1 protein-coding gene is annotated in these 15,727 nt (G+C 75.3%); it reads right to left on the bottom strand.

Going from position 1 to position 15,727, the window contains the following annotated elements; genetic code table 11:
• Window positions 1-3: 3 nt before the first annotated feature.
• On the bottom strand, window positions 4-15,663 hold the full coding sequence (locus tag EES41_RS04335; protein ID WP_123075812.1) for a type I polyketide synthase: 15,660 nt from the start codon (window positions 15,661-15,663) through the stop codon (window positions 4-6).
• Window positions 15,664-15,727: the final 64 nt, after the last annotated feature.

A 15,727-nucleotide genomic window follows, 5' to 3' on the forward strand; every position in this document is an offset into this window, starting at 1 on the left:
ATCTCAGGACAGGCCGAGTTCGTCGTCGAGCAGGTCGAAGAGCTCGTCGGCCGTGGCGGCCTGGATGTCCCGCTCTTCGGCGGCGCTGTCCTGTGCACTGTGCGTGTCGTTCCACTTCGCCAGTAGGTCGCGCAGGCGGGTGGTGATGCCCGCGCGTTCGGCGTCGTCGGGGGCGATCGCCGAGAGGAGGGATTCGAGCTTGTCGAGTTCCGTGTGGACGGGCCTGCGGGCGGCGTCGCCCCGGCCGAGCTTCTCCCCGATGTACGCGGCGAGCGCCGCGGGCGACGGGTAGTCGAAGATCAGCGTGACGGGCAGCCGCAGCCCGGCGGCGGCGGTGAGCCGGTTGCGCAGGTCGACCGCGGTCAGCGAGTCGAAGCCCAGGTCGAGGAAGCCCCGGCCGGGGTCGATGTCGTCGGCCGTGCCGTGGCCGAGTACCGCGGCCACCTGGGTGCGGACCAGCTCGTGGAGCGCCTGGTCGCGTTCGGCGGCCGGCAGGCCCGCCAGCCGCTCCTGGAGGGAGTCCGCCGGTTCGGCGGCGGAGCGGGAGGCGGCGCGGCGCGCGGGGTCCACGGCGGCCCGGCGCGCGGGGGTGCGGACCAGTCCGCGCAGCAGCGGCGGCAGGGTGCCGTCGGCGGCCTGGGCGCGCAGCGCGGCCGGTTCGACCCGCATGGGAACGAGGACGGCTTCGTCCAGGGTCCGGGAGGTGTCGAACAGGGCCAGCCCCTCCTCGGGGGCGAGCGCGCCGACACCGGCGCGGGCCATCCGGGTCAGGTCGGCCTCGTCGAGGGCGCCCGCCATGCCGTCGGTGGTGGCCCACAGGCCCCAGGCGAGGGAGCTGGCGGCCAGGCCGCGCGCCGCGCGGTGCTGGGCCAGCGCGTCCAGGAAGGCGTTGGCCGCGGCGTAGTTGGCCTGTCCGGCGGCGCCGAAGCAGCCGGCGACGGAGGAGAAGAGCACGAACGCGGAGAGCCGGTGGCCTTCGGTCAGCTCGTGCAGGTTCCAGGCCGCGTCGACCTTGGGCCGCAGGACGGTGTCGAGGCGTTCGGGCGTGAGGGAGTCGATGATCCCGTCGTCCAGGACGCCGGCCGTGTGGACGACGGCGGTCAGCGGCCGGTCGGCGGGGACCGCCGCCAGTACGGCGGCCAGCGCGTCCCGGTCGGCCGCGTCGCACGCCGCCCAGGTGACGGCCGCGCCTGACGCCTCCAGTGCGCGCGTCAGGTCCGCCGCGCCGGGCGCCGTGTCGCCGCGGCGGCTGAGCAGCAGCAGGTTGCGTACGCCGTGGGCGTCGGCGAGGTGGCGGGCGAAGAGGCTGCCGAGGGTGCCGCCGGCTCCGGTGACGAGGACCGTGCCGGTGGTGTCGATGCCGTCGACGGCATCGACGGCATCGGTCGCCGCGGTGCGGCCGATGCGGCGCAGGCGGAAGGCGTACGCCTCGCCCGACCGCAGGGCGAGCTGCGGTTCGTCGCCCGCCAGGGCGGCGGCCAGCGCGCCGAGGGAGGCCTCGGAGCCGTCGGTGTCGGCGAGGACGAAGCGGCCGGGGTTCTCCGACTGCGCCGACCGGACCAGGCCCCATGCCGGGGCGTGGGCGAGGTCGGTGAGGTGTTCGCCCGGTACGGCGGCCACCGCGCCCGAGGTGAGCAGCACGAGCCGGGAGTCGTCGAGGCGTTCCTCGGCCAGCCACTCCTTGACGAGGGCGAGCGCCTGGTGGGCGGCGGTCCGGGCGGCGGCCGCGCGGCCGCCGGCGGGGGCCGTCCCGGACAGCGGGACGACCACGACGTCGGGTGCCGGGGCGCCGGCGGCGAGTTCCCCGCGCAGCGCGGTGAGGTCGCGGTGGCGCTCCAGCGGTTCGCCGGCGATGCGGAACTCCGCCGGGTCCTCGCCGAGTACGGCCCACCGCTCGCCGGCGGGGATCGCGCCGGCGGCCAGGGGCAGCTTCGCCCACTCGACGCCGAACAGCGACTCGTGGTGCGCGGTGCGGTCGGCGCCGAGCTGGGCGGCGGACACCGGGCGCAGGACCAGTGAGTCGACCGAGGCCACCGGGGCTCCGGTGGCGTCGGCGACGTCCAGGGCCAGGCCGCCGGACTCCCCTGCGGTGATCCGGACCCGCAGGCCGGTCGCGCCGGCGGCGTAGAGCCGTACGCCGGTCCAGGCGAAGGGGAGCCGCGCGCCGTCGGCGGAGCCGGTGTCGGAGCCGGAGCCGGTGCCGGTATCGCCGGGCACTCCGAGGCCGATGGCCTGTAGGGCGGCGTCGAGGAGCGCCGGGTGGACGCCGTAGGCGTCGGCCTCCGCCGCGTACGCCTCGTCGAGCGCGACCTCGGCGAACAGTGCGCCTTCGCCGCGCCAGGCAGCGCGCAGGCCCTGGAACACCGGCCCGTATCCGAGGCCGGCCGCGGCGGCGGCCGGGTAGAAGCCGTCGGTGGGCACCGGTTCGGCTCCGGCCGGCGGCCACTGGGCCAGGTCGAAGGCGCGGGCCGGTCCGGCCGGGGCGAGCACGCCCGTGACGTGCCGCGTCCACGGCTCTCCCGCCGGGGCGTCGGCGGGGCGGGAGTGCAGCGTCAGGGTGCGCCGGCCCGTCTCGTCGGCCGTGTCGACGGCCAGCTGGAGCTGTACGGCGCCCTGGTCGGCCAGGGTGAGCGGGGCCTCGATGGCCAGCTCCTCGACGGTGTCGCAGCCGACCTCCGCACCGGCCCGCAGGGCCAGTTCGACGAAGGCGGTGCCGGGCAGCAGGACGGTGTCCATGACCGTGTGGTCGGTCAGCCAGGGGTGGGTGGAGAGGGCGAGGCGTCCGGTGAGGACCAGGCCGTCGGTGGCGGGCAGCGGGACGGTCGCCCCGAGCAGCGGGTGGCCGGGCGTGTCGAGGCCGGCCGCGAGGACGTCCTCGACGGAGACCCCGACGTCGAGCCAGTAGCGCTTGCGCTGGAAGGCGTAGGTGGGCAGGTCGACGCGGCGGGCGCCGGTGCCCGAGAAGTACGCCGTCCAGTCGACGGTGACTCCGTGGGCGTGGGCCAGGGCGAGGGCCGTGGTGAGGGCCTCGGCCTCGGGGCGGCCCTTGCGCAGTACGGGCACGCGGACGGCGGCGTCGGCGGCGGGCCCGGCAGCGGCCGTCGCGGTGTCGGTGAGGCAGTCCTGGACGAGCGCGGACAGGGTCCCGTCGGGGCCGAGTTCGACGTACGTCGTCACCCCGGCGGCGTCCAGGGCGCGCACGCCGTCGAGGAAGCGGACTCCCTCGCGGACGTGGCGGACCCAGAAGTCGGCGGAGCCCATCTCGTCGGAGACGATCGATCCGGTCAGGTTGGAGACGACCGGGATCCGCGGGGTCCCGTACACCAGGCCCTCGGCGACCTTGCGGAAGTCGGCGAGCATGGCGTCCATGTGCGGCGAGTGGAAGGCGTGGCTGACGGTGAGGCGCTTGGTCTTGCGGCCCAGCGCCTCGAAGACCTCGGCGACCGCGACGGCCGCGTCCTCGTCCCCGGCCACGACGACGGCCTGCGGGCCGTTGACCGCGGCGACGCTCACCCGGTCGGTGAGCAGCGCCACGACCTCGTCCTCCGAGGCCTGGAGGGCGATCATCACCCCGCCGGCGGGCAGCTCCTGCATCAACCTGCCGCGCGCGGCGACCAGTTCGGCGGCGTCCTGGAGGGAGAGGACCCCGGCGACATGGGCGGCGCTGATCTCGCCGATGGAGTGTCCGGACAGGAAGTCCGGCCGCACGCCCCACGTCTCCAGCAGCCGGAACAGCGCCACCTCGACCGCGAACAGTGCGGGCTGCGCGTACCGCGTCCGGTCCAGCAGGGCCGCGTCGGAACCGAACAGCACTTCCTTCAGGGGCAGTTCGAGGTGCCGGTCGAGCTCGACGCAGATGTGGTCGAGCGCCTCGGCGAAGGCGGGGTAGGCGTCGCGCAGTTCGCGGCCCATCCCCAGCCGCTGGCTGCCCTGCCCGGTGAACAGGAACGCCAGCCGGCCGTCCCGGGCGCTCCCGCGCACCAGTCCCGCGGCCGTGTCCTCGCCCCGGGCGAGCGCGTCGAGGCCGCGGAGCAGCTCCGTACGGTCCGCCGCCACCAGGGCGGCGCGCTGCTCCAGGGCGGATCGGGTGGTCGCCAGGGACAGGGCGAGGTCGGCGGTGCGCAGGCCCTCGTCGGTGTGGACGCGGGTGAGGAGGCGGCGGGCCTGGGCGCGCAGCGCGTCCTCGTCGCGGGCGGACAGCACCACGGGCACGACGGGGGCAGGGGCGCCCTCCGGCTCCCCGCCCGCGTGGGTGTCCGTGTCCGCGTCCGGCCCGGCGGCGGGCCGGGGATCCGGGTCCGGCTGCGGGGCCTGCTCGATGATGGCGTGGGCGTTCGTTCCGCTGATGCCGAAGGAGGAGACTCCCGCGCGGCGCGGCCGGCCGGTGTCGGGCCAGGCCACCTGCTCGGTGAGCAGGGACACCGCTCCCGCGGTCCAGTCGACGTGCGGGGTCGGCTCGTCCACGTGCAGGGTTTTGGGCAGGACGCCGTGCCGCATCGCCATGACCATCTTGATGATGCCGGCGACACCGGCGGCGGCCTGGGTGTGCCCGAGGTTGGACTTCACCGAGCCGAGCAGCAGCGGCCGGTCGTCGCTGTGCTCGCGGCCGTAGGTGGCCAGCAGCGCCTGCGCCTCGATGGGGTCGCCGAGGGTGGTGCCGGTGCCGTGGGCCTCGACCGCGTCGACCTGGTCGGCCGACAGGCGGGCGTTGGCGAGGGCCTGGCGGATGACCCGCTGCTGCGAGGGGCCGTTGGGGGCGGTCAGGCCGTTGCTCGCGCCGTCCTGGTTGACGGCGGAGCCGCGGAGCACGGCCAGTACCTGGTGGCCGTTGCGGCGGGCGTCGGAGAGCCGCTCCAGCAGGAGCATGCCGGCGCCCTCGCCCCAGCCTGTGCCGTCGGCGGCGGCCGCGAAGGACTTGCAGCGGCCGTCGGCGGCGAGCCCGCGCTGGCGGCTGAACTCGATGAAGGTACCGGGTGTGAACATCACGGTGACGCCGCCCGCCAGCGCCAGGGAGCACTCGCCGCCGCGCAGGGCCTGCGCCGCGAGGTGCAGGGCGACCAACGAGGAGGAGCAGGCCGTGTCGACGGTGACCGCCGGGCCCTCCAGGCCGAACGTGTAGGCGACGCGGCCCGAGACGATGCTGCTGGAGCTGCCCGTGCCGAGGTAGCCCTCGACACCGTCGGGCACGGCGTGCAGGCGCGCCCCGTAGTCGTGGTACATGACGCCGGCGAAGACGCCGGTACGGCTGCCGCGCACGGAGGACGGGGCGATGCCGGCCCGTTCGAAGACCTCCCAGGTGGTCTCCAGCAGCAGTCGCTGCTGGGGGTCCATGGCGAGGGCCTCGCGCGGGGAGATCCCGAAGAAGGAGGCGTCGAACTCGGCGGCGTCGTGCAGGAAGCCGCCCTCGCGGGCGTACGAGGTGCCCGGGTGCTCGGGGTCGGGGTGGTAGAGGGCGTCGGTGTCCCAGCCGCGGTTCTCGGGGAGGCGGGTGATGCCGTCCGCGCCGGCGGTCAGGAGCTGCCAGAGGTCCTCGGGGGTGCGGACGTCACCGGGGTAGCGGCAGCTCATGGCGACGATGGCGATGGGCTCGTCGTCGGCGGCCGCCGCGGTCGCGGGCGCCGTGGCCCCGGGGGCGTCGCCGGCGGCGGTGCCCGGCTCCGGGTCGTCGCCGATCAGCTCGGTGCGCAGGTGGCGGGCGAGGACCGTCGGGTCCGGGTAGTCGAAGATCAGCGTGGCGGGCAGGCGCAGGGCGGTGGCGGCGTTCAGCCGGTTGCGGAGTTCGACCGCGGTGAGCGAGTCGAAGCCCAGCTCCTTGAAGGCCCGCCCCGACTCGACGGCGGCGGGGGACGCGTGCCCGAGGACGGCCGCGACCTGCGTACGGACCAGTTCCAGCAGCGCGCGGTCCTGCTCGGCGGCCGACAGCGCGGCCAGCCGGGCCCGCAGCTCCGTCTCGCCCCCGGCGGCGCCGGCCGTGGCGGTGGCCGACCGGCGGGCGACACCCCGTACGAGTCCGCGCAGCAGCGGGGCGAGGGTGCCCGCGGCGGCCTGGGGGCGCAGGGTTTCGGTGTCCACGCGCATCAGGGCGAGGGCCGCGTCGTCGAGGGAGAGCGCGGTGTCGAACAGGCCGAGGCCGTCCGCGGCCGTCAGCGGGGGCAGTCCGGCGCGGCGCATCCGGTTGACGTCGGCGGCGTCCAGCGCGCCGGCCATGCCCTCGGCCACGGACCACAGGCCCCAGGCGAGCGCGGTGGCCGGCAGGCCCTGGGCCCGGCGGTGCTGGGCGAGGGCGTCGAGGAAGGAGTTGGCGGCGGCGTAGTTGCCCTGGCCGGGGCCGCCGAACACGCCGGAGGTGGAGGAGAAGAGCACGAACGCGGTGAGGTCCAGGCCCCGGGTCAGCTCGTGCAGGTTCCAGGCGGCGTCCACCTTGGGGCGCAGGACCGCCGACAGCCGGTCGGGGGTCAGCGAGGAGACGATCCCGTCGTCGAGGACGCCCGCGGTGTGGACGACCGCCGAGAGCGGGTGGTCTGCGGGGACCTCCGCGAGCAGTGCGGCGAGGGCGTCCCGGTCGGCCACGTCACAGGCCGCCCAGATGGCGGTGGCGCCCGACTCGGCGAGTTCCCGGACGAGTTCGGCGGCTCCGGGCGCGTCCGCGCCGCGCCGGCCGACGAGGAGCAGGCGGCGCACCCCGTACGAGGTGGCCAGGTGCCGGGCGACGAGGCCGCCCAGCGCTCCGGTGGCGCCGGTGATCAGCACCGTGCCGTCCGGCCCGAAGGCCGGGGTGCGGGCGCCGTCCTCCCGGCCGGTCTCGACACGGGCGAGGCGCGGCACGAGCACGGCGCCGGCGCGCAGGGCGAAGCGCTCCTCGTCGGAGCCGAGCGCGGCGCGCAGCGCGGCGTGTCCGCCGTCCTGACCGGTGTCGGTGTCGACGAGGGCGATCCTGCCGGGGTTCTCCGTCTGCGCGGACCGCAGCAGGCCCCACACGGTGGCGGCGGCCAGGTCGGTCACGTCCTCGTCGGCGGTCGCGGCCACCGCGCCACGGGTGAGGACCACCAGCCGGGCGGCGGCGAACCGCTCGTCCGCGAGCCACGCCTGGGCGAGGGCCAGCGCGGCGTGCGCGGCGTCGTGCACGGCCGGCGCGGACAGGGGGCCGGGCGCCGGGGCGAGGCGGATGACCACCTCGTCCGGGACGGCGGCTCCCGCGTCGACGGCGGCGGCCAGCGCCGCCAGGTCGGCGTAGTGGTCCGCGTCCCCGGCGATCCGCGCTCCGGAGTCGCCGAGCAGGGCGTAGCGCGCCGGGGCCACCGTGTCCGGGGCGCCGAGGCCGCCGAGTTCGGTCCACTGCTGGCGGAACACCGACTCGTGGTACGAGGTGCGGGCGGCGCGCAGCTGTCCGGCGGTCACCGGGCGCAGCCCGAGCGATTCGACGGCCGCGACGGGGGCCCCGGAGGCGTCGGCGATCTCCAGCCGGACGCCTTCGGCTCCGGCCGGGGTGAGACGGACGCGCAGCGCGCTCGCCCCTCCCGCGTACAGCGACACCCCGGACCAGGCGAAGGGCAGCCGCCCCTGGCCGTCGTCGGCTCCGATGCCGTCGAGTCCGATGGCGTGCAGGGCGGCGTCGAGCAGTGCGGGGTGCAGTCCGAAGCGGGCCGCCTGGTCCTCGGCGCCGTCGGGCAGCGCGACCTCGGCGTACACCGCGCCGTCGAGCTGCCAAGCCGTACGCAGGCCGCGGAAGGTGGGGCCGTAGGCGAATCCGATGGCGTCGAGCGCGTCGTAGCGGCCTTCGAGCGGCACCTCGGTGGCACCGGCGGGCGGCCAGGCCGTCAGGTCGAAGCCGGCTGCGGGCCGGGCGTCTTCGGCGAGCACACCGGCGGCGTGCCGCGTCCAGGGCTCCTCGGCCGCCAGGCCTTCGGCCCGGGAGTGCAGGGCGAACGGCCTGCGGCCGGAGTCGTCGGCGGCGCCGACCCATACGCGCAGCCGCACGCCGCCCCGCTCGGGCAGGACGAGGGGCGCTTCGAGGGTGAGTTCCTCGACGTGGTCGCAGCCGAGCTGGTCACCGGCGCGGGTGGCGAGTTCCACGAAGGCCGTGCCGGGCAGCAGGACGCTGCCGAGGATGGCGTGGTCGGCCAGCCAGGGGTGGGTGGACAGGGCGAGGCGTCCGGCGAACACCATGCCGTCGGACTCGGGCAGGGCGACACCGGCGCTCAGGAGCGGGTGGGCGGTGTCGTCGAGGCCGATCGCCTCGACGTCCCCGAGGTAGAGGCCGGAGAGGGCGGGCCAGTAACGCTGCCGCTGGAAGGCGTAGGTGGGGAGGTCGACGCGCTGGGCGTCGGTGCCCGCGAAGTACACCGCCCAGTCGACGCCGACTCCGTTGACGTGGGCCCGGGCGAGGGCCGTGGTGACGGCCTCGGCCTCGGGGCGGTCCTTGCGGAGCGCGGGTGCGAACACGGCGTCCTGCTCGATGCAGTCCTGCGCGAGCGCGGAGAGGACACCGTCGGGGCCGAGTTCGACGTACGTGGTCACCCCGGCGGCTTCAAGGGCGCGGATGCCGTCGAGGAAACGGACCGCCTCGCGGACGTGCCGGACCCAGAACTCGGCGGAACCCATCTCGTCGGAGACGAGAGCACCGGTCAGGTTGGACACGATCGGGATACGGGGAGCCTCGAAGGTCAGCCCCGCCACGACCTGGCGGAAGTCGTCCAGCATCCCGTCCATGTGCGGCGAGTGGAAGGCATGGCTCACGGTCAGCCGCTTGGACTTGCGGTCCGGGAACGCGGCCGCGACGGCAAGAGCCGCGTCCTCGTCACCCGCGACGACCACGGACCGGGGACCGTTGACGGCCGCGATGCTCACCCGGTCCGTCAGCAGCGGCAGGACCTCGTCCTCCGAGGCCTGGACCGCGATCATCACGCCACCGGACGGCAGCGCCTGCATCAGGCGACCCCGGGCGGCGACCAGCGCGCACGCGTCATCGAGCGAGAACACCCCGGCGACGTGCGCGGCGGCGATCTCACCGATCGAGTGACCGGAGAGGAAGTCCGGCTTCAGACCCCAGCTCTCCACGAGCCGGAACAGCGCCACCTCGACCGCGAACAGCGCCGGCTGGGTGTACTCCGTACGGTCCAGAACATCCGCATCCGACCCGAACAGCACCTCCTTCAAGGGCAGTTCGAGGTCGACATGGGCGCACACCCCGTCGAAGGCGTCCGCGAACACCGGGTGGGACTCGTACAGCTCACGGCCCATCCCCAGTCGCTGGCTGCCCTGTCCCGTGAACAGGAACGCGAGCTTGCCCGCGACCGGTGAGCCCTCGACGAGTCCGGCGGCCGAGCCTCCCTCGGCGAGCGTCTCCAGGCCGGCGAGCAGCGCGGCGCGGTCCGCGGCCACCACGGCGGCGCGGTGTTCGAACGCGGACCGGCCGAGGGCCAGGGAGAGCCCGAGGTCGGCGGGGCGCAGTTCGGGGTGGAGCACGGCGTGGGCGTGCAGTCGGCGGGCCTGGTCGCGCAGGGCGTCCCGGCTCTTGCCGGAGAGGATCCAGGGCAGCGGCGGCACGTCCGGCGTGACCGTGTCGGGAGCCGGTACGGGCAGCGCGGGGGCCGCGGTCTCCGGGGCCTGCTCGATGATGGTGTGGGCGTTGGTGCCGCTGATGCCGAAGGACGAGACGCCCGCGCGGCGCGGGCGCCCGGTCTCGGGCCATTCGACCGGTTCGGTCAGCAGGGCGATGTCCCCCGCCGTCCAGTCGACGTGCGGGGTGGGCTCGTCGACGTGCAGCGTCGGGGGCAGTACCCCGTTGCGCATGGCGAGCACCATCTTGATGACGCCCGCGACACCGGCGGCGGCCTGGGTGTGACCGAGGTTGGACTTGATGGAGCCGAGCAGCAGCGGCTGCCCGTCGGCGCGGTCCTGGCCGTACGTCGCCAGCAGCGCCTGCGCCTCGATCGGATCGCCGAGCCGGGTGCCGGTGCCGTGGGCCTCGACGGCGTCCACGTCGGCGGTCGTCAGGCCCGCGCTGGCGAGGGCCTGACGGATGACGCGCTGCTGGGAGGGGCCGTTGGGGGCGGTGAGGCCGTTGCTGGCGCCGTCCTGGTTGACGGCGGAGCCGCGGACCAGGGCGAGGACCGGGTGTCCGTGGCGGCGGGCGTCGGAGAGCCGCTCGACGAGGAGCATGCCGAGGCCCTCGCCCCAGCCGGTGCCGTCGGCGGCGGCGGCGAAGGCCTTGATGCGGCCGTCGGCGGCGAGTCCGCGCTGGCGGCTGAAGTCGATGAAGGACGCGGGCGTGGACATGACGGTCACGCCGCCCGCCAGCGCCATGGTGCACTCGCCCTGTCGCAGGGCCTGGATCGCCCAGTGCAGGGCGACCAGCGACGAGGAGCAGGCCGTGTCGACGGTGACGGCGGGGCCTTCCAGGCCCAGGACGTAGCTGACGCGGCCGGAGACGACGCTCGCCGCGTTGCCCGTGCCCAGGAAGCCCTCGGAGCCGTCGGGGGCGGCGAGGATGACGTCGAGGTAGTCCTGTCCGTTGGTGCCGGTGAAGACGCCGATCCGTTCGCCCCGCACGGTGGCGGGGTCGATGCCGGCCCGCTCGAAGGCCTCCCAGGAGGTCTCCAGGAGCAGCCGCTGCTGCGGGTCCATGGCGAGGGCCTCGCGCGGCGAGATCCCGAAGAAGCCGGGGTCGAACTCGGTGGCGCCGGCGAGGAAGCCGCCTTCGCCGACGTAGGTGGTGTTGTCGCGGAGGGACTCGGGGTCGTACAGGCCGTCGAGGTCCCAGCCGCGGTCGGCCGGGAACCCGGAGATCGCGTCGCGGCCGGTCACGAGCAGCTGCCAGAGCTCCTCGGGGGTGTTGACCCCGCCGGGGAAGCGGCAGCTCATGGCGACGATCGCGATGGGGTCGTCGTCGGTCGCGGTACCGGAGCCGGAGCCGGTTGCGGCGGCGGCGCCGGTGGCCCCGGCCGGGTCGGCGGGCCGGGTGCCGAGGAGTTCTTCCTGGAGGAAGGCGGCCAGGGAGAGGGAGTTGGGGTAGTCGAAGATCAGGGTGGCGGGCAGCCTGAGCCCGGTCCGGGAGGCGAGGAGGTTGCGGATCTCCACCGCGGTCAGGGAGTCGAAGCCGAGGTCCCGGAAGGCGATGGCCGCGTCCACGGATCCGGGGCCGGGGTAGCCGAGTACGACGGCCACCTGCGTACGGACGAACTCCACAGCGAGCGCGTCGCGTTCGGCCGCAGGCGCTTGCGCGAGCTGCCGGGCGAAGGCGTCGGCGCCCTCGGTGGCGGTGTCGGGTGCGGCGGCCGCGGCGGCGAGGGCGTGGGCGGCCTCGGGGAGATCGGCGATCAGCGGGCAGGGACGTACGGCGCTGAGGCCGGGCGCCAGGCGGTCCCAGTCGATGTCGGCGACGAGGGAGGAGGTCTCGTCCAGGCTGAGGGCCGTGTGCAGTGCCGACAGGGCCAGTTCGGGGGCGAGGGCGGGGAGTCCGGCGAGGCGCAGGCGCTCGGCGACGAGTTCGTCGGTGGCCATGCCCCCCTCGGCCCAGGCGCCCCAGGAGATCACGGTGGCGGGCAGGCCGTCGGCGCGGCGCTGCTCGGCGAGGGCGTCCAGGGAGGCGTTCGCGGCGGCGTAGTTGGCCTGGCCCGCGGCGCCGAACGCGGCGGCGACGGAGGAGAACAGGACGAACGCGGAGAGGTCCAGTTCGCGGGTCAGCTCGTGCAGGACGTTCGCCGCGTGGGACTTGGGCCGTATGACGTCGGCCAGGCGCCTGGGCGTCATCGCCTCGAGGACGCCGTCGTCGAGGACTCCGGCGGCGTGGACGACGGTGGTCAGGGGGGCGTCGGCGGGGACGTCGGCGAGGAGTGCGGCCACGGCGTCGGGGTCGGACACGTCGCAGGCCGCGAGGGTGACGCGGGCGCCCAGTTCGCGCAGTTCGGCGGCGAGTTCGGGGGCGCCGTCGGCGTCGGGGCCGCGCCTGCTCACCAGCAGCAGGTGTTCGGCGCCGGTGCGGGCGAGCCAGCGGGCCACGTGCCGGCCGAGGGCGCCGGTGCCGCCGGTGACCAGGGCCGTGCCGGAGGTGGTCCACTCCCCGGCGGGCGGCTGCTCCTGGGGGGCCCGGGTCAGCCGGCGGACGAAGACGCCGGTGGAGCGTACGGCGAGGTGGTCCTCGGTTCCGAGGCCGCCGAGTACGTCGGCGAGCCGGCCCGCGGCGCGCTCGTCGGGGGTCGGCGGCAGGTCGACGAGGCCGCCCCAGCGGTCGGGCAGTTCGAGGGCGGCGGTCCGGCCGAGGCCCCAGAGCGGCGCCTGGGCGAGGCCTGCGAGCCGGTCGGAGCGGCCGGTGGAGACGGCGCCCCGGGTGGCGGCCCACAGGGGGGCGGCCACGTCGGCGTCGCCCAGGGCCTGGACGAGGGCGAGGGTGGCGGCGAGCCCGGCGGGCAGCGCCGGGTCCTCGGGGTGCGGGCGCTCGTCGAGGGCGAGCAGCGAGAGCACCCCGGCGGGCGCGGCCGTCTCCGGGGTGCCGGCGAGGGTTTCGGTGATCCGCCGGGCGAGGGCGGCCCGGTCGTCGGCTAGGGCGTCGACGGTCACGCTGCTCACGGTGGCGCCGCGCGCGGCCAGCGTCCGGGCGGCGGCGACGGCCCAGGGGTCGTCGGCGTGACCGGCGGGTATCGCGAGGAGCCAGTGGCCGGCCAGGGGGCCGGGTGCGGTGTCGGTGAGCGGCTTCCAGGTGACGCGGTAGCGCCAGCTGCCGACGGTGTCGCGGTCGCGGTGGCGGCGGTGCCAGGCGGAGAGCGCGGGCAGCACGCCGCTGAGCGGCTCGTCGCCCTCGACGCCGAGGGTGGCGGCGAGCGCGGCCAGGTCCTCGCTGTCGACGACCTCCCAGAACTTGGCGTCGGTGAGGCCGAGTTCGCGGCCGTCGACGGGTTCGCTGAGGTCGGTGAAGGGGTCGCGGGGCCAGTAGAGGTCGCGCTGGAAGGCGTACGTCGGCAGTTCGGCGCGCCGCGTACCGGCCCCGGGGAAGCGGGTGGCCCAGTCCGGGGAGAGCCCGCGGACGTGGGCGCCGGCGACGGCGGCGGTCAGGGACCGCGCTTCGGGGCGGCCGGCGCGCAGCGCGGGCAGGAAGGCGGCGGCGCGGGGGCCGGTGGCGGTCTGGCAGTCCTGGCCGAGGGCGGAGAGGACGCCGCCGGGGCCGATTTCGAGGTACGCGGTGACGCCGCGGCTCTCCAGCCAGCGGATGCCGTCGAGGAAGCGGACGGCGTCGCGGACGTGGCGGACCCAGAACTCGGCCGAGCCCATCTCGTCGGTGACCAGGGAGCCGGTCAGGTTGGAGACGAGCGGAATGCTCGGGGCCGCGAACGACAGCCCCGCCACGACCGCGCGGAACTCGTCCAGCATCCCGTCCATGTGCGGCGAGTGGAAGGCATGGCTGACGGTGAGCCGCTTGGACTTGCGGTCGCCGAACGCCTCCGCGACCGCGACCGCCGCGTCCTCGTCACCGGCAATGACCACCGAGCGCGGACCGTTGACGGCCGCGATGCTCACCCGGTCGGTCAGCAGTGGCAGGACCTCGTCCTCCGAGGCCTGCACGGCGATCATCACGCCACCCGACGGCAGCGCCTGCATCAGGCGACCCCGGGCGGCGACCAGCGCGCACGCGTCATCGAGCGAGAACACCCCGGCGACGTGCGCGGCGGCGATCTCACCGATCGAGTGACCGGAGAGGAAGTCCGGCTTCAGACCCCAGCTCTCCACGAGCCGGAACAGCGCCACCTCGACCGCGAACAGCGCCGGCTGGGTGTACTCCGTACGGTCCAGAACATCCGCATCCGACCCGAACAGCACGTCCTTCAACGGCAGTTCGAGGGAGAGCGCGAACCGGTCGCACACCTCGTCCAGTGCGGCGGCGAACACCGGCTGGGACTCGTACAGTTCACGGCCCATGCCGAGGCGCTGGCTGCCCTGTCCCGTGAACAGGAACGCCAGCTTGCCCTCCGTGGCGGCCCCTTCGACCACGTCGGCCGAAGGGCTGCCCTCGGCGAGCGCGGCGAGCCCCGCCAGCAGCTCGTCACGGTCCTGCGCGACGACCGCCGCCCGGCGGTCCAGGGCGGCCCGGGTGAGCGCCTGCGCGGCGGCGACGTCCTCGACGCGGAGCTCGGGCCGGGCCGTGAGGTGGGCGTGCAGTGCGCTCGCCTGCGCCCGCAGCGCGGACTCGGTCTTGCCGGCCAGCACGACCGGCAGGACGGCCGGTCCGGTGCCCGGCTCGGTGCCCGGTTCGGCGGCGGGATCCGTGGCGAGGCCGGCGGCGGGCTCCTCGGCGCCCTCCAGGATGATGTGCGCGTTGGTGCCGCTCATGCCGAAGGACGAGACGCCGATGCGGCGGGGCCCCTCGTGCAGCGGCCACGGCCGCGCCTCGGTGAGCAGGGACACCTCGCCCGCCGACCAGTCGACGTGCGGGGTCGGCTCGGTCAGGTGCAGGGTCTTGGGCAGGACGCCGTGGCGCATCGCCATGACGCTCTTGATGACTCCGGCGACACCGGCGGCGGCCTGCGCGTGCCCGATGTTGGTCTTGAGCGAGCCGAGCCACAGCGGCCGTCCGTCGGGCCGGTCCTGGCCGTAGGTGGCGATGATCGCCTGCGCCTCGATGGGGTCGCCGAGGCCGGTTCCGGTGCCGTGCGCCTCCACGGCGTCCACCTGGTCGGGGGTGAGCCGGGCGTTGGACAGCGCCTGGAGGATGACGCGCTGCTGGGAGGGGCCGTTGGGGGCGGTCAGGCCGTTGGAGGCACCGTCCTGGTTGACGGCCGTACCGCGGATGACGGCGAGGACGTGGTGCCCCTTGCGGCGGGCGTCGGAGAGCCGCTCCACGAGGAGGACGCCGACGCCCTCGGCGAGGCTGAAGCCGTCGGCGTCCGGCGAGAACGCCTTGCAGCGGCCGTCGGTGGCCAGGCCCCGCTGCTTGCTGTAGTCGATGAAGGTGCCGGGCGCCGACATCAGGGTGGCGCCGCCCGCGAGGGCGAGCGAGCACTCTCCGTTGCGCAGCGCCTGCACGGCCAGGTGCAGGGCGACGAGCGAGGACGAGCAGGCGGTGTCGACGGTGACGGCGGGGCCTTCGAGGCCGAAGGTGTACGAGAGGCGGCCGGAGGCGACGCTCGCCGCGTTGCCGGTGCCGAGGTAGCCCTCCACGTTCTCGGAGGAACTCAGCAGCGCCGTCAGGTAGTCGTGGTTGCTGGTGCCGACGAACACGCCGACCTGCTTGCCGCGCATCGAGGTCGGGTCGATGCCCGCGCGCTCGAAGGCCTCCCAGGAGGTCTCCAGGAGCAGCCGCTGCTGCGGGTCCATGGCGAGGGCCTCGCGCGGGGAGATCCCGAAGAGCGAGGGGTCGAACCGGGCGAAGTCCCGGACGAAGCCGCCCTGGTTGGCGTAGCTGGTGCCCGGGTGCTCGGGGTCGGGGTGGTAGACGGTCTCCATGTCCCAGCCGCGCTCGGCGGGGAAACCGGTGATGGCGTCGACACCGTCGACGACCAGCTGCCACAGCTCTTCGGGCGAGGTCGCGCCGCCGGGGTAGCGGCAGCCCATGCCGACGATGGCGATGGGGTCCTGGTTCCTCGCCTCGATCTCGCGCAGTCGCTGACGCGTCTGCTGGAGATCCGCCGTCGCCAGCTTCAGGTAGTCCCGCAGCGTCTCTTCATTCGCCATTTAACGCAACCACCCATTTGCAGCAGACGGCACCGGAAAAACCGAGCGCAGAGCCGAGAATGAC

The sequence above is a fragment of the Streptomyces sp. ADI95-16 genome, assembly GCF_003721495.1.
Taxonomy (GTDB): domain Bacteria; phylum Actinomycetota; class Actinomycetes; order Streptomycetales; family Streptomycetaceae; genus Streptomyces; species Streptomyces goshikiensis.